Origin of the sequence: Cohnella sp. LGH, assembly GCF_017671885.1 — a bacterium.
Taxonomy (GTDB): Bacteria; Bacillota; Bacilli; order Paenibacillales; family Paenibacillaceae; genus Cohnella; species Cohnella phaseoli.
The window spans coordinates 6,981,307-7,005,163 of the sequence record NZ_CP072117.1 but is presented as its reverse complement, the minus strand read 5'-3'; the positions used below and the strand labels follow the sequence as shown (position 1 = coordinate 7,005,163).

Annotated in this window: 13 protein-coding genes; 9 read left to right on the top strand and 4 right to left on the bottom strand. The window is 49.8% G+C overall.

The window, feature by feature from the left end:
• Positions 1-4: 4 nt before the first annotated feature.
• Complete coding sequence (locus J4772_RS29000; protein ID WP_209072540.1) at positions 5-859, bottom strand: helix-turn-helix domain-containing protein; 855 nt, start codon at positions 857-859, stop codon at positions 5-7.
• Positions 860-969: 110 nt separating this feature from the next.
• Here J4772_RS29000 and J4772_RS28995 point away from each other — a divergent pair, with 110 nt between their 5' ends.
• Complete coding sequence (locus J4772_RS28995; RefSeq protein WP_209072539.1) at positions 970-4,311, top strand: FlgD immunoglobulin-like domain containing protein; 3,342 nt, start codon at positions 970-972, stop codon at positions 4,309-4,311.
• Between the two features lie 26 nt (positions 4,312-4,337).
• Here the strand turns inward: J4772_RS28995 and J4772_RS28990 are convergent, their stop codons facing one another.
• Positions 4,338-5,261 (bottom strand): AraC family transcriptional regulator, encoded by a 924-nt coding sequence (locus J4772_RS28990; RefSeq protein ID WP_181917545.1) that lies wholly within the window; start codon positions 5,259-5,261, stop codon positions 4,338-4,340.
• Positions 5,262-5,442: 181 nt separating this feature from the next.
• Between J4772_RS28990 and J4772_RS28985 the strand changes: the two genes are divergently transcribed.
• From J4772_RS28985 to J4772_RS28950, 8 genes are all read left to right on the top strand, one after another.
• A complete protein-coding gene (locus J4772_RS28985) occupies positions 5,443-6,171 on the top strand; it encodes a ThuA domain-containing protein (protein WP_116059948.1) in 729 nt (242 codons plus the stop codon).
• Between the two features lie 4 nt (positions 6,172-6,175).
• Positions 6,176-7,213, top strand: a complete 1,038-nt coding sequence (locus tag J4772_RS28980) for a Gfo/Idh/MocA family protein (RefSeq protein WP_209072538.1) — start codon at positions 6,176-6,178, stop codon at positions 7,211-7,213.
• Positions 7,214-7,539: 326 nt separating this feature from the next.
• Entirely contained in the window at positions 7,540-9,174 is a 1,635-nt protein-coding gene (locus J4772_RS28975) for a response regulator transcription factor (protein WP_209072537.1), read from the top strand.
• Between the two features lie 28 nt (positions 9,175-9,202).
• Complete coding sequence (locus J4772_RS28970; protein WP_209072536.1) at positions 9,203-10,909, top strand: sensor histidine kinase; 1,707 nt, start codon at positions 9,203-9,205, stop codon at positions 10,907-10,909.
• A gap of 235 nt (positions 10,910-11,144) precedes the next feature.
• A complete protein-coding gene (locus J4772_RS28965) occupies positions 11,145-12,059 on the top strand; it encodes an ABC transporter permease (RefSeq protein WP_247740884.1) in 915 nt (304 codons plus the stop codon).
• Positions 12,060-12,069: 10 nt separating this feature from the next.
• Positions 12,070-12,999 (top strand): carbohydrate ABC transporter permease, encoded by a 930-nt coding sequence (locus J4772_RS28960; RefSeq protein ID WP_247740883.1) that lies wholly within the window; start codon positions 12,070-12,072, stop codon positions 12,997-12,999.
• A gap of 48 nt (positions 13,000-13,047) precedes the next feature.
• On the top strand, positions 13,048-14,583 hold the full coding sequence (locus tag J4772_RS28955; protein ID WP_209072535.1) for an ABC transporter substrate-binding protein: 1,536 nt from the start codon (positions 13,048-13,050) through the stop codon (positions 14,581-14,583).
• A gap of 123 nt (positions 14,584-14,706) precedes the next feature.
• Positions 14,707-19,986: an S-layer homology domain-containing protein gene (locus J4772_RS28950; protein WP_209072534.1), complete on the top strand. Its 5,280-nt coding sequence runs from the start codon at positions 14,707-14,709 to the stop codon at positions 19,984-19,986.
• A 400-nt stretch (positions 19,987-20,386) separates the two neighbouring features.
• On the opposite strand, the gene J4772_RS28945 is transcribed toward J4772_RS28950, so the two are convergent.
• A complete protein-coding gene (locus J4772_RS28945; RefSeq protein ID WP_209072533.1) occupies positions 20,387-22,057 on the bottom strand; it encodes a response regulator in 1,671 nt (556 codons plus the stop codon).
• Positions 22,035-23,816 (bottom strand): sensor histidine kinase, encoded by a 1,782-nt coding sequence (locus tag J4772_RS28940; RefSeq protein WP_209072532.1) that lies wholly within the window; start codon positions 23,814-23,816, stop codon positions 22,035-22,037. The genes J4772_RS28945 and J4772_RS28940 overlap by 23 nt, the downstream gene beginning before the upstream one ends.
• Positions 23,817-23,857 lie beyond the last annotated feature (41 nt).

Genomic DNA, 23,857 nt, shown 5'->3' with positions numbered 1-23,857 from the left:
GGGGCTATAGCGGGCTTCGATGGTTCTTTCGCCATTCGGACGGGCTCATCCCGGTGTTTTTTTTGAAAGCGTTGCTGAAGTGATGGATATTCGCATACCCCGATTCTTCGGCAATTTGTTTGATTTTCATATCCGTTGTCGACAGATAGTTGATCGCGGCTTTCATTCGCAGCTTGTGCAAGTACTCGATCGGCGTAAACCCGTGATATTCTTTAAACTTTTGGATCAGATAAGTGCTTTGAAAATGCGAGAAATCGGATAATTGACGCAACGTAATGTTCTCTTTGTAGCTGGTCTCCAAGATAATGATCAAAGTTTTAATAATGTCTTGCGTAGGCGTATAGCCCAGCGGCAGCTTCAGCTTTTTCTGCAAGCCCGGATCTTTTTTATAACCATGCAAAATCTCGTGAACGATCAAAAACAGCTTCCTGATTTCGAGCAGCAATAATTCCTCGCCGCATACCATCTCATGCAACCGATTTTGAAGAAGGCGATGAATGCCCTCAACCGTATGATTCATCACTTCGGGCATTTGGCTTGCCAAATCGGATTCGCACTGCAGCCGGTTCCAGACAAGTATCGTTTCCAGCGTCGGGAAAACGGAATCGGCGTTAGCGGGAGGCTCGTTAAGCTCGATGTACCAATAGGTGGCCTTGTTGGACAAAATCGTAACGTCGTGAGGAGTGTTCGGCGTAATGAAGAACAAGGAGTTGGGTTTGATATCGTACTTTTCGCCTAACCAGTTCATCTGATATCGGCCCGTAGCCAAATACAGGATTTCGAACGAAGGATGAATGCCGCCGGTTTTGTATTCCAGCGAGGAATTGTGCTCGACATACTTAAAGGTTCTCAGTTGCATGCAAGCTCTCCTTTGTGATCGAGGCGATAATTAAAGCCTATTGTAGTATGAAACATCCGTACTGTAAACAAGGTGCCAGGCCAGATTTCCATTCTACGGAGGTGTTTGCATTGTTCAGGAAGTATGTGATCAGACTTGCGATATTGGCTCTCGTCGTGACCCACTTTGGTGGGTTCGCGGGACCCGCAACGGTTTCTGCGGACGAAGGTCTATTCGAATACGTCGGGCAAGATTCGGTATTCCATATCAGCGATACGCCGGATACGACGGTCGGCGTGGCCGATGTCACGGCGTCGGACGGGCAAACGGCGAAGAGAATCCCGAAAGCGGTTAATACGAAAGCTGAAGTGACGACAGCGTCGTTCATCGATATCGCTGGCGATTACATGATCGAGGATAGCAATTTCACGTACCGTAACGGCGCTGTTCGCAAGGCTGACGGGACGGCCATGGACGGATTCTCGGCAGCCCTAGCGGGAGAGAGTGGAGGCGGGGAGATACAATACGAAGCTTGGGATTTTAGCATGCTGAAGCATGCGGCCGCTTACGACGTCTATTACAAGATGAAAATCGATCGCGAGTCGAATACCCAAGGCGAGGTCGCCAGAATAGGCGTATACGATGCAACCCGCCAAGCGGAGGTGTTCTCTCCTCGGATCATCGACGCGTCCGAAACGACGGACCAACATTGGCAGGAGTTTAGAGTAGGCACTTTTTATCCGAATTACGGTGTCAATCGGCTGCAGTTCTATGCGGAAGGAATGGAGAACGACGACGTTTCCGGCATTCATCTGGATTATATCGTCTTGAAAGAAGTCGTACCTCTGACGATTCAGAACGACGCATTTACGCTCGGCGACTCTGCCGTAAATATTCCGGACGGATTAACGCCGGACAACGTGGCGACCACGGTTTCGAACGGAGCGAACGAAGACGAGCCCGCAATCGAAATTCCGATCCCCGGGAACGACTTGGCCGCCGGCGACTACACATTAATGCTGCTCGTCAATCCCGATCGCGTGCCCGGGACGAATTGGGACAACGCCGTCGGAGACGTGATGGGCTTATCCTTGCGGGACGTTACAGCTAGTCAGGATCTGGTCCCTCGCAAAGTCTATAATACGGCGAACCCTCCGTTTAACATTAAGCTTGAATATTTCGGGGCGATCTCTCTGCCGATTCAGATCGATCCGACCCACGAGTATCGACTGAACGTCTATTCGACCGCGAACGAGGAAAATTTTCCTTCCTTTCGGATAGATAGCGCGGTTCTGACGAGGGTACTTCCGGAACCCTATTATGACCCGAATAAGTATAGCAACGTGTATCCTTATAAAATATCGCCCGGCAATCAAGACGGCATCAATGATTACGCGACGATTTCTTACAGCATTCACGGGCTCTACGAGCCGGGCAAGACGATCGACGTCACGGTGTACGACGCACAGGGGAATACGGTCAAGAAGATCGTCAACGCAAGGGAAGACTGGACGTACGTGAAAGAGAAGTGGGACGGAACCGACAATCAGGGCCGGACGGTTGCGAACGGACTGTATACAATCGAAGTCAAGCGCTCTGACAATCAGATTTTCTTGAGAAAAAACGTTCAGGTGATCAACGGCGTTCAGTTGACGGAGGCGACCGTTAATCCCGCGCTTGACGATTTTCCGAAGGGCGTCTGGTTCGAAGCCGGCAACATTCCGTATATCGAAGCGAATGCGGCAGCGTATTTGGATCGTACCTTCGACGATATTCGCGATGCGGGCGCCGATACGGTATTTCTGGCCAACTGGCACAAAAAGCCGGGAATCTACGAGGTGACTTTGGCGAAGGCGGCCGAATACGGACTTAAACTGATCGGGCTGCCCGACGGACATGAGCTGTTCAAGTTCTGGGGAGGCAACTATTTCGATTCGGAAGCACGATATAGCAATGATGAAGTAGCCATGTACGAGGCGCTTGTCGAACTGACGAATAAAGCGCTGCTTTCCGAGCATGCGGAGCAATTGAGCGGATATCTGTTATTCGACGAGCCGAGGAGCCTGTACGTCGTCGATAAAGAGCGGTTCCGGGACAATCTGTCCGTCATGAGGAGAATGCTGGAAAGCATCGACCCGAACCGGTTTACGGTAATCGATTATACGATGCCGGAGGACGCGTCGTACTTCTACCCCTCCAACCTTACTCAAGCGATGAGCTTGGATTTGTATCCCGTCGTGAACCATTATCCGACGCCCGGCAATTTCAAGCATATCGGCACGTATCCGAACGCTGCGTTCGAAGAGAGCTTGGACGCCTCAACGTTGCCGATTCGCAGAAGCCTGACGAACGACGCGCCGGTATGGATGATTTTGCAGGCGCACGGAGAAGAGGAGGGCCTGCCGAGGGAACCGACTCCGGCCGAAATCCGAGCGATGACCTACGAGTCCATCGGCAGGGGAGCAAGAGGGTTTACGTACTTCCTGTATCAATCTACGGTCGTCTGGAGAGGCATGGTCGACTACGACTATACGCGCAGACCGCATATTTACGGGACGATCCAGCAATTGATGAGCGAGATTGACGCTTTGAAGCCGACGATCATGGATATGAGAAGAATCGCGAACGTCGCAACAACAACTGGGGGCGGAGGAGGAGCGACGACGCAGCCTTACGATCCCGGATATCCGAGCGCCGACGTAACGACTCATGAAAGCGTAAGCTCGTCGGATAAGTATATTGTCGTCGTGAATCACAATGCGGAAGCGAGCGAGAACGTCACGATTGCAATCGACCGTTCGAAGCTTGGAATGGACATCCAATCCATCTTTGAAATCGACAGAACGGACGGCAGCTTATCCGAAGTCTCTTATTCGACGACCGGGAACAGTTACGTTCTGACCGACGTGAATTTCGTGGCGGGGGACGGGAAAATATTCAAGCTCGTGAAGAAATGCGGTCAGACGATTAAGGAGGTTCAGGATCAACAGTTCGGAACATGGGGCGCGGCGAGCTCGAGAGGTGTTGCGGATTTATCTGCTTCGGACGGGAAGACGGCTGCAAAAGTCGTCGGGGACAGCAACGGACCGATGGATTTCTACGCCTATGCCAGCGATGCAGGACTTACTGCCGGCCATGTTTACGACGTGTATGCGAGAGTTAAGGTCAATTATAAAACGGCTATGCTGGCCGACCTCGTCAACGGACCGTCCTTCCCGAAACCGGAAGGAAACGCCTTTACAGTAGGCATGAATTTCAGCGCCGGCGGCACAATCGTCTGGCCGTCGACGATTGCCGCGAGCAGCATGGAAAATATGTTCTGGACAAACGTCAAAATAGGAGAGTTCACGGCAACGGCCGACAAGCTCGCGTCGCAAGCTTCCTATGTATTCCTGTCGCCAGCCAATAACAAGGCGAATATCGAATCGATTTACGTGGATAAGTTTTATTTCGTCGATCGGGAGAACGGCTGACGGTCAACTCTATCCCAACGCGCCAATCAACCCGTCGGCTCGCGCAGCCGATCCCGGAACTGCTTGGGCGAACAGTCGTTCATGCGCCGGAACATCTCGTAGAAGTGGCCGAGGTTGGAGATGCCGACCGATTCGGCCACTTCCGCGATGCTGACGTCGCTGGTCAGCAGCAGCTGCTCGGCTTTCTTGATCCGCTTCAGCACGACGAAGTCGGTGAAGGACATGCCGACGGCTTTTTTGAACGTCTTGATAAAATGGGTGTAGCTCATGTTGAGACGTCCGCTGATTTCCGCGACGGACAGCTTGCCGTCCAGATGGCTTTCCACGTAGTCGACCGCAGGCTGCAAGCGGCCGATCAGGCGATTATCGTTATAATTGAGCTGCTGCCGCGTATCGTTGCGGAGCAGAAGCAGCAGAATATGTTTGATCCTTGAAGAAACGGCGAGCTCGTAACCGAGGCTGCCGTCGTTCATTTCCTGATATATTTCTCGGATCAGCTCGGCGGTCCGCTCGCGAACTTCTTTATTTTCCTTATAAATATAATTGAGCGAGCTAAGGGGACGAATCACTTCCGAAAAATGCTGCATGCTGTTTAGCGTACTCACATCCCAGTATTTGCGTAAATCGATCTGGAAGACGATCTGCCGCGTGCTTCCGGGCTTCGTCTGCATCGTCGTATGGGGCTCCGAAGAGCCGAACAAGGCGATATCTCCCTCACCGAGCACGATTTGCTCCTCTCGGCAATAGGCGGTAATCTCCCCCTCCAGAACTAGTAGAAACTCGACTTCCTCGTGATAATGCCAGCCGTAGTAGTTTTTTTGTCTCCAATTCTGTTCCGCTTTTAGCAGCAAATCCTCAGTTGTCGTCGTTTCCGTGTCGATTTGCCAGATTCGCATAGCGAGAAAAGGATTTTGGTAAACGACCTGCTCGTGGCGCATTTCCGGATACATGCTCATGCTCCTTGGATGTAGGATTGCGACAGGATCGCGTAATTATATTTTAACATATCCGTATGAATCCATGCAGATCATGACAGAATACCGTAATAATTCGCCCGAATAGGCAATCGATTGGCAGTTGAGCTTCGCATACAATGAAGAAGGAAAACCACGTTAAAGGAGAGTCCGGATTATGAGCCAAACAATTAACGTTACCGTCTGGAACGAGCACCGCCATGAGAAAACAAACGAGAAGGTTGCATCCGTCTATCCGCAAGGCATGCATACGGCGATTGCCGAAGGCTTGGACATTTCGGGGAAAGTAACGATGGCCACGCTGGACGATCCGGAGCATGGCTTAACGGAGGAAGTGCTAAACAACACCGACGTCTTGATCTGGTGGGGCCATATGGCGCACGACGAAGTGTCGGACGAGATCGTAAACCGTGTGCATCAGCGCGTACTTCACGGCATGGGGCTGATCGTGCTTCATTCCGGCCATTTTTCGAAAATTTTCAAAAAATTGATGGGTACGTCCTGCGATCTGAAATGGCGCGAAGCGGACGAGAAGGAACGCATCTGGGTCGTGAATCCGGGGCATCCGATCGTCGACGGCATCGGCGAGTACATTGAGCTTCCGGCGGAAGAAATGTACGGCGAGCACTTCGACATTCCGCAGCCGGACGAGTTGGTTATGGTGAGCTGGTTCGAAGGCGGAGAAGTATTCCGCAGCGGCTGCTGCTATACGCGCGGCATGGGCAAAATTTTCTATTTCCGCCCGGGCCACGAGACGTATCCGACTTATTATAACCCGCAAGTGCGCAAAGTTATCTCTAACGCGGTGAAGTGGGCCGCGCCGGTAGATCGCGAATATCCGAAGTACGGCAACGCGCAACCATTAGAAACGATCAAGGGGATATAAGAAAATGACGTTGAAGGTAGGAGTCGTCGGCACCGGCGGCATATTCAAGCACGCGCATCTGCCAGGTTGGCTGTCGCACAACGAAGTAGAGATCGTCGCTTTCTGTGACGCGTTTAAGGCGTCTGCCGAAGCAACGGCCAAAGATTTTCCCGGAACTAAAGTGTATGAAGACTACCGCGAACTGATCGCGGATCCATCGATCGACATTATTGGCATCAGCACGCCGAACCTGTACCACTCGGAGATTGCCATCGCCGCTCTGCGCCAGGGCAAGCACGTATTTTGCGAGAAGCCGGACGCGATCAACCCCGACGAGGCTCAGAAAATGGCCGATGCGGCACGGGATTCCGGCAAGCTGCTGATGGCGATGCGCAACAACCGTTTCAGCGAAGAAGCGAAGTTCGCCAAGCGGATTATTGGCAACGGCGAGCTTGGCGATCTCTACATGGGACGCTGCGGCTGGATTCGCCGCCGGGGCATTCCGGGACGCGGCGGATGGTTTACGACGAAGGAGCTGTCCGGCGGCGGTCCGCTGATCGACCTCGGCGTACACATGATCGATATGGCGATGTGGCTGGCGGGCAACCCGAAGCCGGTTACCGTATCCGGCTCGACGTACCGCAAGTTCGCGGATCGTCCCGACGCTTCGGGCAACATTCCGGCGGGCACGTTCGATGTCGAGGACTTGGCCGCAGGCTTCATCCGCTTCGATAACGGCGCCTCCCTGCAGATCGAGTTCAGCTGGGCGTCCAACATCGAGGAGGAGAAGAAGTTCCTCGAATGGAGAGGCACAGAAGGCGGCTTCAGTCTGATCAACGACAAGCTGAACCTGTTCACGGAGCGCGAAGGCGCGCTGATCAACCAGCAGCCGCACTTTACGGCGGCGGAGGTCCCGCAGCACACGGCCAATATCCGCCACTTCGTCGAATGCGTGCTCGGCCGCGAGCAGCCGATCATTACGCCGGAGCACGGCGTCGATATGATCAAAATTTTGTCCGCGATTTACGAGTCCGCCGAGCGCGGCCGCGAGATTGTTCTGTAAGAAACAAGGGATGTCCCACAAGTCATTAATATGACTGGGGTCATCTTTTTTTTTTGAATGATTTGACTAACGGGTATGTAAAAATGTTACTTTTGAAATGCACTTGGGCGGGGGGCGCGGCGACGCAGAACTCGTCTTTTCCTGTTTTTGTTTGCGGAGGCTTCAGGAGGTCCTGAATGATATAAGCCTTGCAACAGCGGCAGGAGTACAGTATTATGTTCCCAATTGTTTTCGTCAACTGGACGGAGATTTTTACTATTCGGGCACATGTTGGCGAAGTGAACGTGATGACAGCGAGATGACTGGGAAGGGCGGGCAGACATACGATGATGAGAGTGATGGTTGTTGACGATGAATGGGCTTCAGTGGATGTGCTCAAAACCGAAATTGATTGGGCCAGTTACGGATTTCATGAGGTCTTGCACGCATACAATTTGAAGCAATCCGTGGAACAATTTCAGTACACGGAGATCGACTTGCTCGTGTGCGATATTGAGATGCCGCAGGGCAGCGGACTGGAGCTGGCGGAATACGTAAGAAGTCATTCCCCATCTACATTGATCATCTTCCTGACCTGTCATGATAAATTCAGTTTCGCCCAGAAGGCTTTGCAATTGGGCTGTTATGATTACATTTTGAAACCGATTGAATTTGAGGAGTTTAACTCGATTTTAAGCAGAGCTGTGGATGAAATTCGACAGAATCAGATACAATCGGGCGAATTGCAAGAACTGGAGAAGTATTATCATTTGTGGCAGAACAAAAAGGCCGATTTAGTTGAGAAGTTCTGGCAGGACTTGCTGGATGATCGAATTGTACGCAAGCGGAAGGGGATTGAACACGAACTGCTGGCCTATGCCCCAGCCGCGTATTGGGCATTCGAAGTGCTGCCCGTCCTTGTAAGTATCGAGAGATGGCATCAGGCGTTCGAGCAAGCGGATGAAGAGATATTGGAGTACGCGCTGCGCAATGCTGCTATCGACTTCGTACTGGACAACCGCAGAGGAATTGTATTCCAGGACCATTCCGGAATCAACATAATTCTGATTTATATCTATACAGGGGACGACGATCAATGGCAAGAGCGCGTCCTTCCTCGAGCATGCGAGACCTATATTCGGGAGTGTGCGAAGTTATTTTATTGCGACGTGTCATGCTACATTGGCTGGCAGGTTCCGATTGTGGACATTATGACTCCTTATAATGCGCTGCGATTCGAGGAGCAGAATCAAATTACAGCTTCGCGGCAAGTAATCCGGCTGCAGGGCAATCAGAATATGGCAAGCTCAAGAAACGTTACGCTGCCGAATTTCTTTGAATGGGCAGATTGGATTGTCGACGGGAATGAAAGAAAGCTGAACGCGGCCATTCAAGAGTCGGTGGATCAGCTCAAACATGCGGAAATTACGGCTGCGGATGTACAACGTGTAAAGCAAGAGATGGCAAAAGGGCTGCTGTACTCGTTGAAGAAAAAGGGTTATTCCGAAGCGTCGGAAGCGTCGTTCTTCGAGCAAGAGCTTACGGGCTTCGTTAAGCAATCGATTGTCGCATCGGAGCTCAAGATCTGGATCGAGACCGTGGCGCAGCGTGCAATGGAATTTGTACAGCGGATGGAATGGGGTGACACGGTTGTACACACAGTAAAGAAACTGATTAAGAACGCATTGAGCGAGGATTTGAATCGAGAGAGCCTGGCTGCAGCGGTTCACTTGAACCCTGGCTATCTGTCCCGCTTGTTCAAGAAGGAGACAGGCTACTCGTTGACGGACTATATCACGCATGAGCGCATGAAGCAAGCAACCGAGCTGTTAAAGACAAGAGCAACGGTGACAGAGATCGCATTGGCGGTCGGGTACAGCTACCAGTCCCATTTTTCCAAAATGTTCAAAAAGACTTTCAAGATGAGCCCCCAGGAATATCGTAAAGCGCTGCAGTCAGCCGGTACGACGAATGGAGCGTGACTTCGTGAGCACAAGAGGGTATATGAGCTTGAAAGCGAAGTTGATCCTGTTATTTTCATTAGTTGTGATACCGCTTTCGCTTATTTTGTTTTTTGCAAACGATTACGCCGTTCGACTGCTCAAGACACAGGCAACAGAGGCGAACCAGAGCATGCTCCAGATCAGCCTCAGTCAAATTGAGGATGCGCTAAATGAGAAAAGTAAATTTCTGATCAATCTGGCTTTTGTGAATAGCAGTGTAAGAACGTTGGGTATCAAAGGAGAGGATAGCAGCTTATACCATTATGCTAAATCCAGTTTGAAATATATGCTGATGGAAGGGTTTGCATCTGATTCGTGGGTGGATGGTTATTTTGTATATCTTGCAGATTCCAGGGAATTTGTTACAAGTTCTTTGAGGATTGGCAATTACGAAGAACGGGTGCCGGTATTTAATGATTTGGAGCATTCGATTAAACAACTGGCCGCCGATACATCCGATTCGGGATGGTATTCTGAAAGGATTGCCGGCAGGCAACGCTTAATACGCGTTATTCGAAGTCTGGACAATGTGTACGTTTCGGTCGTAATCAATGTGGATGCGATGAAGGAGACAGACAGGCTTCGCCAGTTGGTGACATCCGGCGAGATTTTGGCGCTTTCCAATACAGGCGATATTCTGACCGGTAACGAGCTGTCGCCGGAATGGACACAGAAGCTGAAAGAAACCGTTGAGAACCGAATAAATTATACAGAGACGGAAATGCAATCCGAAAAGTATCTGCTATTCACTGAACGTTCGGAGCCTGCAGGGATCAGCATTGTGAAGAAGCTGCCAGAGCGGCAATTGCTTCTTCAGATGTCACACATCCAACGAATGATTCAGGCGATCCCGCTAGGGATCATAGCAGCATTGATTATCCTGCTTGTCATGATTCGTCAAGTTGTATTGAAGCCGATTCATACCCTGCTGCAAGGGATGCGGAAAATCAGGGAGGGGAGATGGGATTATCGTCTGAGAGCAGGCACGAATCGGGAATTCATTCTGATCAACGCCACATTCAATGAAATGGTTAATCAAGTTAACGCCCTGAAAATCGATATATACGAAGAGAAGCTAAGAGGCCAATTCACTGAAATACAGCGTTTGCAGCTGCAGATTCATCCCCATTTTTTGCTCAATTCATTGAATATGGTGTATAACCTGGCACAGAAGCGGGAGTATATGCTGATTCAGAAAATGACAAGACATCTCATGGATTATTTTCGACGGCTACTGTACAGTCATGCGGAGAAAATTAAAATCAGCGATGAAGCGGCACACATAGGGTATTATCTGGAAATCCAATCGATGCGATTTGCGGGGCATCTTGAGTATCGAATAGAGATGGGGCCGGGAACGTCCGAGATTGAGATTTTGCCGATGATCTTTCAGCCATTTGTGGAAAATACAATTATTCACGGATTAACGATGGAACAGGATTGTTTTCGAATAATCCTTGCCATTCATCGTGTCACACTTGGCGGGAAGGAATGGCTGCAGATTGTCATCGAAGATAATGGACTTGGATTCTCGCCGCAAGTTCTGGCGCAATTGCAGTCGAAAGATGCGGTCCTATCCAAGTCCAACAGCATTGGCATTCGGAATGTCAGGGAACGGCTGCGACTGAATTATGGATCTGATGCGACGCTCGCATTTGCGAATGTCGAGCCTAACGGGGCGCGTGTAACCTTGACCTACCCCTTGGGCAAATAGGACATAGATGAAGCGTTGGAGAGCCTGTCGAGTTACGGGGCGACAGGCTCTTTGGTGTGTTCGGATTCAGTGACGTGAACGCTTCTGCGGAGAAGACTCAGAGTAACGGTTAAGGCAAACAAGTGCTTAAAGCATACAAAAAGGTTCTCGAAGTGATAGGATTCTCAGAGCCTGGAGATTACAATGAACCACAGATAAAAGCTAGAGGTTGTAAGAGAGGAAGTGGAAAGGCAAGATGCAGATCAAAAGTCCAACTAAACGGATGCTGCCTCTTTGGTTAATGGTATTGCCAGGTATTCTCTATCTGTTGGTCAATAATTACATCCCCATGATCGGTGTATTTATTGCATTTAAGAAAGTTCATTACTCCAAGCCGTTATGGTTGAATGAATGGGCGGGTTGGGATAACTTCCAATTTTTATTTGCAAGTCCCGATGCCTACATTATTGTAAGGAACACGTTGCTGTATAACGCGGCATTCATCATCCTGAATCTGATCTTCGCGTTGTTTATCGCTGTGATGCTGAATGAATTGAAGAACAAGCTGATGAAGAAAGCGTATCAGAGCATCTTGCTGCTCCCGTTTTTGCTTTCATTCGGCGTTGTAGGTTATCTGGTCTTTGCCTTTTTAAGCGCAGAGCATGGATTCATCAATACGAATATTTTGCAGCCGCTGGGTATGGAGCCGATTGAGTGGTATATGAACCCCGATTATTGGCCTTACATTCTCGTTGTTGTGCAGAGTTGGAAGACGGCAGGATACTTGAGCGTGATTTATCTGGCCGCAATCGTAGGAATTAACAGCGAATACTATGAAGCGGCTCGCATGGACGGCGCTAATAAATGGACGCAAATTATGAAGATTACAATTCCGCTGATTAAGCCCGTAATCATCATCATGACACTGCTGGCAATCGGAAGGATTTTCTACGCCGATTTCGGATTGTTCTATCAAGTGCCAATGAATACAGGCAGACTCCTGCCGACAACGAATGTCATCGACACTTACGTATACCGCGCGCTCATTCAAACGGGAGATGTCGGGATGTCGGCTGCGGCGGGATTGTTCCAATCGGTATTAGGATTCACGCTTGTGCTTTTGGCTAATTACACGGTACGCAAAATCGATAAAGAGAATGCGTTGTTCTAGGAGGTAACCCTTGGATAAATCTCAGGCAATTTCACAACCTCATCGAGGATCCGCAAGGGCTAAAGAGAGACTGTATGAACTCGCCGTTAACTTGGCATTTATCCTGATATGTCTTGTGTTTCTGGCGCCAATCATTCTGATTGTGATCGTCTCCTTCTCAGATGAACGGTCGGTCGTGCTGAATGGATACTCCTACTTTCCGGATAAGTTCAGCCTGGAAGCGTACAAATTTATATTGCGTGAGCCGGACAGTATGTTGAAATCCTACGGCGTCACCATCACGACAACGATCATCGGCGCGCTGACGGGGCTGCTGTTAACCGCACTGCTTGCTTACCCGCTTTCCCGGCGTGATTTCAAAGCGAGAAACGTTGTAGCGTTCTACGTGTTTTTTACAATGCTGTTCAATGGCGGATTGGTGCCTTGGTATATTTTCTACGCCAAGTATGTGGGGATCGGCGATACGTTCTTCGCCTTAATTGTTCCCAATCTGCTACTGACCGGATTTCATGTGATGATTATGCGTACGTTCTTCGTCAACACAATTCCAGTATCCATACTGGAGTCGGCAGAAATTGACGGCGCGGGAGAGTGGCGTATCTTCTTCCAGATTGTGCTTCCGCTTTCCTTGCCGGTACTGGCGACAATTGGTCTCTTCGCTACATTGGGCTATTGGAATGACTGGTTTAATTCCCTGATCTTTATCAACAAGCCAGATCTCTTTAGTCTGCAATACCTGATGACCAAGCTGCTGTTGAACATCCAGTTTCTGGCCATGAATACGCAGAACAGCAATATGATGGAGCTGCTGGCGAATATGCCGAAGGAGACAGTTCGCATGGCGATGGCGATCATCGGCGCCGGCCCGATCGTGCTTGCTTATCCGTTTTTCCAGCGCTATCTGATCCAAGGATTGACGATTGGTGCAGTCAAAGGCTAGTTCCGGCTATCGCCGGTTAGCATATAAAATAAACTTCGGAGGGTTAACATGAAGAAAAGCATGGGATTCTTGTCAGTTGCTTTACTGTCGATGAGCATGATTCTGGGGGCTTGCGGCAGCAATAATAACTCCGACTCTTCGCCATCCACACCGTCTGGATCCGCAGGCGCAAGCTCCGCTGAAGCGCCCAAGTCTTCTGAGTCGGAATTGAAGCCGTATGAGATTCGGGTCGTGTATCCTGCAGGCGCTGTACCTAAGGATCTGGCGATCGTACAAGACGAAATGAACAAATACTTGACGGAAAAAATCAACGCTACGGTCAAGCTGGAGCCGATCGATTGGGGCTCCTGGATGGACAAAACCAACCTGATGATCTCATCGGGCGAGAAGTTTGACATCGTCGTTTCGTCCAATACGCTGGGCTATTCTGTGAATGTGGCCAAGGGCGCCTACGCTCCTCTCAATGATCTGGTAGAGAAGTACGGAGCTAATATTAAAGCGTCTGTGGATGCCGGCTTTCTCGAAGGCACGAAAGTAAATGGCGAAATGTACGGTATTCCGGTTAACAAGGAGTTTGCGAGCTCTTACGGTTATCTGTTGAATAAATCGTTAGTTGAGAAGTACAACATTGACGTCTCCACAATTAAGCAAGCGGCGGATCTGGAACCCTATCTGGAATTGATCAAAGCGAACGAGCCTGACATTATTCCTTTCTTTGTCGGCATGCAGCGCTCTCTCGGCAACTTTGCTTCGATCGGCGACATCGATCAATTGGGCGGAAGCGTCGGTGCATTGGATCGCAACAGCAACGAACTGAAAGTTATCAACCAATTCGAAATGCCTTACTACAACGAGATGGCCACGCTGGCGCACAAGTGGTATAAAGCTGGCTATATCAACAAAGATGCAGTAACCGTTACCGATTTCGGTCAAATGCAAGTCGGCAAAGCTTTCGCGATGCAAATGGAACTGAAGCCGGGTAAAGATGCGGAGATGTCGCAAGCCTGGGGACTGGATGTTGTTCAAGTTCAAGTTAAGGAGCCCTATACGACAACGGGCAATATTACCGGCATTATGGGTTCGATCTCCAGAACAACCGAAGATCCGGAACGCGCCATGATGTTCCTGGATCTGCTGTACGGCGACAAATATTTACTTAACCTGTTCGACTTTGGCGTTGAGGGCGTTCACTTCGTGAAGAAGTCTGATTCTGTAATCGACTATGCGGAAGGTGTATCTGCAGAAAGCATCGGCTACCGCAATGAGCCTTGGATGTGGGGCAACCAGATGATTACGTACTTGTTCGCTAACGAAGATCCGAACAAATGGGAGAACTTCAAGAATTTCAATGCGCAGGCGCAGAAATCAATCGCGTTGGGCTTCGCATTCGATGTAGAGCCAGTTAAGAACGAGGTTGCAGCGGTTGCCAACGTATTAAAGCAATATCAGGATGTAATTGACGCCGGATTGGTTGACCCTGCTCAGGAAATTGCCAAGTTCAACGAGGCGCTTAAAGCGGCAGGTGTCGATAAAATTGTCGCAGAGAAACAGCGGCAACTGGATGAGTGGGCCAGTAATCAATAAGTAAATACGCGCCTAGGTAAACCAGCGGAACTATAGAAATCGAATCATCCAGTGCAGAATCGATAACATTGTGCACTGGATGATTACGATATTCAATTTAAACGGAAAGTAGGATGAATGTTAATGAGTAGGAAACCCAAGAAATGGATTTCTATTCTTCTATGCTTTTCATTGTTTGTATCCGCTTTCAATTTGAGTGGTCCAGCATATGCGGCGCAAGCTGGAGATGGCGGAAGCCTGGTTAAGAACAGCGACTTTAGCCAGGGCGAGGCCAACGGAAGTCCATTGCATTGGACAATGAGCGGATCACCATCCTATGTATTGGATCAACCGGGAATAACCGTAGAAGGCAATTCTGGCGAGGGCCTCAGCCAGGAATGGATATCGATCACTCCTGGTCATAAATACAAGCTCTTCGCTCAAATTCAAGTCCTGCAAGGCGCAATGAACTTTTCTGCTTACATGGTCAATGACCAATGGCAGTTCAGCGACGATCAGTTCTTTGATCAGAAAAGACCTGCAGACGGACTCGTGACGATAGAGAAGGAGTTCATCGCCAAGTCGGATTCGACGCGTATCAGTGTCCGTTTATTGGCTGGCGAGAATGACACCGAATACCGGATTGTGGATACCGGAATGTATGATCTGGGACCGGCGGCTAACATGGGAGCTAACTTGCTCCAGAACGGGTTCTTTGACCAATTGGACAATGAAGAGGAATTGGAAGCATGGGCCACGACCGGTAGTGCTGCATATCAAGTCGAAGAGACGGGGGTGACGGTGTCGGCAAATAACGGCGACGGTCTCCAACAGGAATGGATTGATGTCATTCCTGGACACAAGTATCTCATCACAGCACAGGTTCAAGTGCACCAAGGCGCCTTGAGTATACTGGGCTATGGAATTAACTCCGGGTGGTCCTTCAGTGAAGCCCCTTTCTTCGACCAGAAGAGGCCGGCAGACGGATTAGTTACGGTGAAGAAGGAATTTGTGGCTTCCGATACGACCGTGCGCTACAGCTTCCGTCTGTACGCGGGCGAGCCTAATTCTTCCTTTACTATAATGAAAGCGGGCATGTATGATCTGGGTGTACAGCAGAATGAGAATTTGAATATTCTGCAAAATCCGCTCTTGAATACATTGGACGGAGCCAATCAATTAATCTCCTGGAGTAAATCCGGCAGCTCAAGCTACGAGGTAACATCTGCGGGGTTGAAGGTGTCGGCAAATGCAGGAGAGGGAATTGCGCAAGAGTGGATCAACATTATCCCGGGGAACAAGTATGTACTTACAGCGCATGTACAAGTAGATCAGGGTGAGTTGAACTTCTCGGGATATGCAATAGATAATTCGTCCCAGTTCGTTGACGATCCATTCTTTGATCAGTTACGCCCATCGAATGGACAAGTGATGATTCAGAAGGAATTTATTGCGCCAAGCGGAGCAACCGGATTCGGCTATCGGTTGACGGCTAATACAGCCGATACGAAATTTACGGTTCTTAAAGCCGGGATGTATGATTTGGGCTCCACGCTGCCTGGCTACCAGTCTGATGCGCTTCAGCAATTTGAAGAGGATTTCAGCAATGGACATATGCTGTGGGATACTTCGGGAGATGAAGGTTCTTGGAAGGAGATCGATGGCAAGCTGCAATCGATAACCTACAAGAATTCATCGGCGAAGCTCAAGGGTATGCAGGCAAATTGGGGGGACCAGGTGATCTCCTTTAAATTCAAGCGAGTTGCAACGCCTGGCGAGAACCATATGGGAGTCAGATTCAGAGTAACAGGATCGGACTTCTCATGGCTGCTTATTCGCGATGGCGGCTTGAGTATCATGCATTCCGGATCGGGGGAACAACCGTTCTATTCGTTCCCGTTTGATCTGGGCAAAGAATATGCGATACAGTTGGTTGTGCAAGGCAACAAGCTGGATGTCTACTTGAAACCACCTGAAGTGACGGAGTTTTCTCTAGCTGCAAGCTTGACGGGGGTTCCGGAAAGATCGGGGACGATTCAATTTACCTCGTATAACATTCAAGCGGCATTCGACGATGTGACAATATCCACGCTTGACGAACCCGAATTTGCGTTCATAAGCAAAATCAACCGTGTGAGTATAGGCGGAAGCAAGCAATTGCAATTGTGGAATGAAACCGGAACATCCAATGTGATATGGGAGTCGAGCAATCCTCTTGTCGCAACAGTTTTTAACGGTGCAGTGATCGGAATTAGCAGAGGCTCGGCCACAATTACGGCCAGAACGAGCGATAACTCTTACAGCGATTCGGCCGACGTCTTCGTGACGGCCAGCCCGAGCGCCATTTCACTGAATTTATCCAGCAGCACCATATACGTGGGAGAATCTCAGGAGTTTATCGCCTCCTTCAACCCGAGTAATGTTGACAATACCGCGACAGTATGGGAAAGCAGCAATCCTGCCGCCATATCTTTGCATGGATCCAGCGATAAGAAGAGAGCAATTCATGGGGAAGCGGTTGGTCAATCAACCATCACAGTTCGAGCGCTCGATGGCGGGCATATTGCCAGTGCGACCATAAATGTTATCAATTTGCCTTCAGGCGTACCTGATTCGATCATGTTAAAGCTTGGCAACAGAGTGAAGAATGTGCCGGAGAACTTCTTTGGCGTTAATGATGGTCTGGCATTTAACATTCGGCCGAACGAGCTGTACAATACGAATAAGCATGTGCAAATGCTCAGTGAAATCAAGTTTCAGCACGTTCGCGGTCCTGGCGGGATGGATGGAAATCTTTACTTGTATGATGAAGGCGTCCTTCCTACAAACAGTGCAGATCAAGCCAAAATGCTGCAGGTATATGGACAAGATTTGATGAACTCCCTATCCTGGATGCCGACAAATCTAGCGGAAGCGGACAAGCTGACATTGGACAAAGTGCTGAAGCTAGCTAATGACATGGACAAGCCGTATATTTTCGACTTGAATATCATTGCGTATACACCTGAGGAAATTGTTGACCAGGTTACGGCGATCAAGGAAGAGTTGAATCCTGGACAAGAGCTGTTCGTGGAATTGGGCAATGAACTGTATGACAATTCCTATCGCTATCCATTCCCGACTGTCACGGATTATATTGCGAAGAGCAAGGCAGTTGCAGAGGCGCTGCGCGATGAGCATCCCGATGTGAAGATCGGAATTGTCAGTATCGATCAGGGCTTCGTAGATTTCATTCTAGCTGACAGCGGCAACCGTCAGAAGCCTGGTCAATCGCTTGAAGATTATCTGGCTACGCAAGGCGGTAGAGTGTCGATATGGAACAGCGAGCTGCTCAAGGATCAAAGCTTCTTCGATGCTGTCATTATTCACTACTACAATCACGTTGAAGAGTTGGCAGGCATTAGCAACACGAAGCTGTATGAATATCTATTCAAAGAAAATGAGCTGCGGAAGATTACGGCCGAGGCGACATTGCAATTATTCCCGGGTAAAGAAGCGTGGATTACCGAATGGGGATTATTACCGATGTTTATGTTCGGGGAATCGGATAGTATGGATCGTGCACGCTATCAATTCGCCAAGACGGAAGGCATGGCTGCACTTTATGTGGACATGATCTTCAACATGCTGGACATTGATGAAATTTCGATGACAAGTTATTATGTAGCCAACGATCCGCAAGGCTTTGGGCTGCTGCAGACAGTCGGCACGGATGAATACGTGAGGCTTCCTGCATTTTATGCGTTGAAAGAGATCGGCAATCTGCTGGATGACTACGAGAAATACTATGAAATCGATCTCTCCAATGTAACTAAGCTCCACAAGACACAGGATAGAACGAATCTTCCAGTGGAAGTTCCGGAGGTCTCCGCATGGGGGATGGGGGACGATGATGGCATTCAGAAGCTGATCATTTCTAATCGGACCAACCGTACTGTAGATATCGAGCTCGAAGGATATGAACTGCAGCCGCTGTGGAGCTACGGTGGAGCGGACGCATTGCCGGATTTCCTGATCAACCCGAATCCTTCTTGGACGGATGTTCCGACAAGCATTACGCTGCCGGATGCGCTGGATGGGAATACGGTCTCTCATTACGAGGTAGAGCCATACTCGATCATGATCGCGAAAGTTATTCCTACAGAAACTAATCCAGGTTCGGGCAATCCATCCACGGGAACCGGATCAACAACAGGACCAGTGTCGGCACCTACGAATCCTATCGTATCGCCTTCGGGTAAAATCATACCGACAGAGTACACAGTTGCTGTCGGACAGGGCGTTCACAATTCTGAGGCTTCAATCGTAACGATCCCTGCGGCAGTATGGCAGCGAGCTGTAGAAGGAGCAGGAAAAAACCAGGAGCAGATTACGATTCAAGCCGAGCAATTGAAGGGCGATTTTGAAATTGTTCTGCCGTATCAATACGTTGCAGATGCACTGAAGGCTAATCAAGACCAGGAGATCGAAGTGAAATATGCCGGTGGCAGCTTCAAGATGGCAATACGGGGGCTAAGCAAAAACATGCCTGAATCCGGTGTTAAGAACGCCAACTATCATCTGGCGATCCAACCGTCTTCAAGTATTCCGAATCAGGCAGATCGTTCAGTAGAATGGCTTGTCTCTCCAACCCGGATCTCGGTTGCGATCGTCTCGGATGGAGCAACGACACTGCTGAATGACTTCAACCAGACTTATGTACGCGTCGCTTTCGAATTGAATAATGATACGAATGCGGATGAACTGACAGGGGTTATCGTTGATCCGGTTACAGGAGAACTCACTTACGTGCCTGCAACGGTGCGGATCACTGATGATCATAAGGAAATTGTATTGAAGTACACGGGGATCGGACAATTTGCCGTCGTATCTGTCAAAAAGTCCTTCTCGGATGTTCAGGGTCACTGGTCACAGGTTAGTGTTGAAAATCTGGCATCCAAGCTGCTTGTGAAAGGGGTAACCGATCAGCTTTTCAACCCAAATGGAAAAATTACGAGAGCCGAATTTACGGTATTATTGACAAGAGCTATGGGATTGCAGCAGTCTTCCGGTAATAGCTTCTCGGATGTAGCGGATGATTCATGGTATGCCGGGGCTGTTAAATCTGCTGTTCAGGCCGGTTTGATTAGGGGACTGGCGGACGGCACATTCAATCCTCGGAAATTGATTACACGCGAGCAGGCAGCGGTTATGTTTGAGCGGGCGTTGCGATTTAACGGTGCCGTTGCGGACCATTCGAGCGGATCATTGCAACAATTCGCCGACCTGAATCAAATTTCTGCTTATGCCAATCAAGCGATGCAAACGATGGTGCAGTATGGCATCATACAAGGGGCAAACAACAAGCTTTCGCCCAAGAACAACGCCACTCGCGCCGAGATAGCCGTTATGCTGATGAATATCATGCGGTATTTTGGTGATTAACAGCAATTTGTAGTCCGTAAAGAGAACGCTGCTTGCTCCCATCTATGGAGGCGAGCGGCGTTCTCTGTTTATGCTTCAGTGTTTGCCTGTTTTTCAGCGCTTATTGCCGTATCACTGTGCTTCGCTCAGTACATTTGTCTGGGTCTCAGGATAGAATCGCAAGCCGCAATATCGCGGTGTTCCTTGTTCGATTCCTCGAATTGGTCATGTCCTTTTGACTGATACTGGTTCGAGCAGCGGCTACGCCGCCAGTCTTGTACGAAATATATCATCTAAAGTTGGCGAGTGACGAACGGCCGATCACAGGATGGGAATTTCACGTTGGCAAAGGCAAACGCTCCGCTCCTACAGGAGATACATCCCCCTCTGTCTCATCGTTTCCGTACCCAAAACCTCTTCGTTAATCCTTAATGCTCAGCTCCTTCTCCCGGTATTCGGAAGGCGTCAGATTCGTGACCCGCTTGAAAAATTTGGTGAAGTACGCCGGAGACTCGAAGCCAAGCGCCGAGGAGATTTCATGGATCTTGGTCGAGGGCTGAGTCAGCAGTTCAACCGCTTTATTCAGTCTCATTCGGGTAATCGAATCGTGCAGGCCTTCCCCGGTCAATTGCTTGTATAATCTGGACAAGTAGGAGGGATTGAAGCCGACCTCTTCTCCGATTCGGGTCAGCGATAGGTCGCCCGCGAGGTTGTCCTCGATGTAGGTATTGATCCGGGCGACGATCTCCAATTCGCGTTCGCCGATGTCCGTTTTCTGCGCATCGAACACCGCTTCGGCCAGCCGGGCGATATAATCGACCGCGTCTTCCCAGGAGCTGTGGCGATTCAGCTGTGTCAGCATGTCGACATCGATCCGTAGCGCGTTGTTTTCTTCGAATGACGGGTTCATGAATCTGAAAAAAATAGGCGCAACGGAATAAAACCATTGCAGCTTCATCAAGTCGAGGCCGCTCTCCTCGATATGGCGCGCCAGCTCGTAAAACAACGAAAAAAAGCGTTCTCTCTGCGAGGTTTCGAGATAGGTTTGCAGGGTTTGGATTTTATTCATTTTCAGCCAGTGGGAAATATCCTTGTCGTGCTCTAGCCTTTCGTTCGGCGACAAATGCGACTCGGAGAGCAGCACCTCCTTGCGCTGGCCGTAATCGATATAGAGAATTCGCTTCAGCAAGCTATACGCATGCTCGCAATCCGCCCAAGCCACCGGCGAAGCTCCCGCGATCAGAGACACGCTCAGCTCGATTTGCTTCCGGCATTCCTCTTGAATTTTCGCCAAGGATTCGCGAACGAGAAGCGCGGCATGCTTCCAAGAGCATCCGAAATCTTCATTCTCCGGCAACAGACCTTCGGCATTCGGCTGAATCAGCCAGATCCATCTGCCGGACTCGTACATGCAGGAAAACAGGTTTAACGAGGGACTAAGCACCTCATTCACGATCGTCTGAAGGCCGAAATTCTTCAGCGTCTGATCCGCTGTCCTGCCATCGGGCTCTCTATCGTCCTGTCTTCCGAGCATCATTAAAATCGGGGCGGCCGCGTTCAGCGGAATGTCCAGCTCCTTCAGTCGAAGCACCAACTCCGAACCGTTCTCCGCCGCTTCTCCCGCTATCCGTTCCATGAGCCATTCCTTCCGGAGCGAAGGCAGCGTCAGCTTGATCTGTTCGCGGGCCCGCTCAAGGAGCCGCTCGCGCTCGAACCTGCCGTCCAGCCGATCGACGGCTCTGCGTACGGCGCTAACGATCACCTCGTCTTCTTCGGTCTTCAGAATATAATCGAAGCTTTGATTGCGGTTGGCTGTCTGGATATAGTTAAAATCGTCGTATCCCGTTAAGAAGATGACGATCGTATGCGGCCATAAACGGACGATTTCCTGCTGCAGCGCAATCCCCGACATTCCGGGCATGCGAATATCGCTGAGGACGATGTCGATTCTCGTGCGCCTCAGCCACTCGAGCGCTTCCTGTGCGGAGTAGGCGTAATAGATTTCCAAGTCCAGACCGCGGCAGTTCTCGAATAAGTACACCAACCCTTGTACGATCAAGTCCTCGTCGTCAATGATCAGAAGCTTGTACATGATGCGTCTCCTTTATGATGGGAATCGCGTAGACGACTCGCAGGCCTCCGAGCGGAGATCGGTCGACGGCTAGTCCGTACGGTTTGCCGTACTTTAATTGCAATCTGCGGTGGACGTTCAGCATCCCGGTCGTTTCCAGATTCATGCCTTGCTGCAATTCCGAGTTCAACTGCAAGAGATGCTCGTCCTTCAAGTCTTCGCCGTTATCCTCCACGGATAGATAGACGACTTGATCTTTAAGCGCGATGGAGATGTTGACGATGCCGTCGGACGCTTTGTCTTTAAGGCCGTGCTCGTACGCATTTTCCAATATCGGCTGTAAAATCAGCTTCGGCACCGGAATATCCCGGCATTCCTCCGGCAATTCCGCGCAGACCGTCTTGATCCGCCGCGAATAACGCATCGTCTGAATCTCGATATAGGATTTCGTGTGCCGGTATTCCTGCGCCAAGCTAATATCGTCCAAACCGTTCCTCGTAATATAGCGAAAATATTCTCCCAAATGGCGCGTCAATCGGATCACTGTATCCACGTCGTGCATTTGGGCGACCCGGTGCAGCACGAAGTAGCTGTTATAGAGGAAATGCGGGTTGATTTGCGACTGCAATTGCTTAAGCTCCGAGCGCTGCGAGCGGATTTTCTCCTCGTAGACCTCGTGCACGAGCTCCTGCAGCTTGCGGGACATCGCATTGAATTGTTCGTATAAATAGCCGAATTCGTCATTATGGTTATGCTTCAGCGTGACCTTCAGATTGCCTTGCTCCAGCTTGAAGAACGCTCGGACGATTCGGCGAATGGGCTGGTGGATAATTCGATAGATCCAATAAGAAAAAAGAATAACGATAAAAATCGAGGTCAGCATAATCGTCCAAAATAAATATCGGTATTTCTGAAGGGGATTCAGAATTTCGCGTTCCGGCAAAAAGGCGATAATATTCGTATTGAGAACGGCCGATTTTTCGAAGATCACCTTATAGGACGTTCCTCCGATTTTCACGTTCACGTTGCCGTAATCACTGTCGTCCATCGATGCCTGCACAGCCTTCGAAGAGTCCGAATGCGCGATTTGCTCGATTGCGGCAGGCTGTCCGCTGGCGATTCGCCATTCTTTGTCCGCTTGCAGCAGCATGCTGCCGCCAAGGTCCGTTTCGTAAAGCTCTTCCAGCGATTGGCGCAGCAGCTCTTGCGATAAGGTCATTTTCAACAGGAGAAAATGATCCAGGTCGTTGTTTTCGATGCCGTACGATTCGGGATAAAAGCCGCCGATCAGGTATTGATCGTTCCAATAGACGATCGGGGAGGCCAGCGTCGAGCGCTTGAGAGACTGGACCTCCCCCTCGGTCGGCGGCGGAACGAAGCCCCGCGAGGAGATATTGCGCTGAATTCTCGGCAGATAGACGCTGATATCTTCCAGGTACAGACTTGAAGCCTGAAGCAGCCTAAGCTTTTCTTGGATGCGAAGCACGGCTCTGGAATATTCGAAGTTCGTCAATTGGTTCCTCGAGAAGCTGAGGACCTGAAGGTCGCTGTCCGACAACAGCTCGTTGCGCAAGCGCATAATTCGTCTGAAGTCGGCGTCGATCCCCGTCACGAACGTGTGAATTCTGTATTCGAGCGATTGTTCGATTTGGGATTTTACCGTCTGGGAGCTTGAGGAGTTGATCAACAGGCTCAAAATGGACAACGGCAAAATGATCACCAAAAAAGCGATGGCCAGCTTAAAGAATATACTGGAAGATTTCATGCGGAAAGGATTCATGGCATTCCCCTCTAGTTTAAGCGCTCTGCGAATAGACAAGC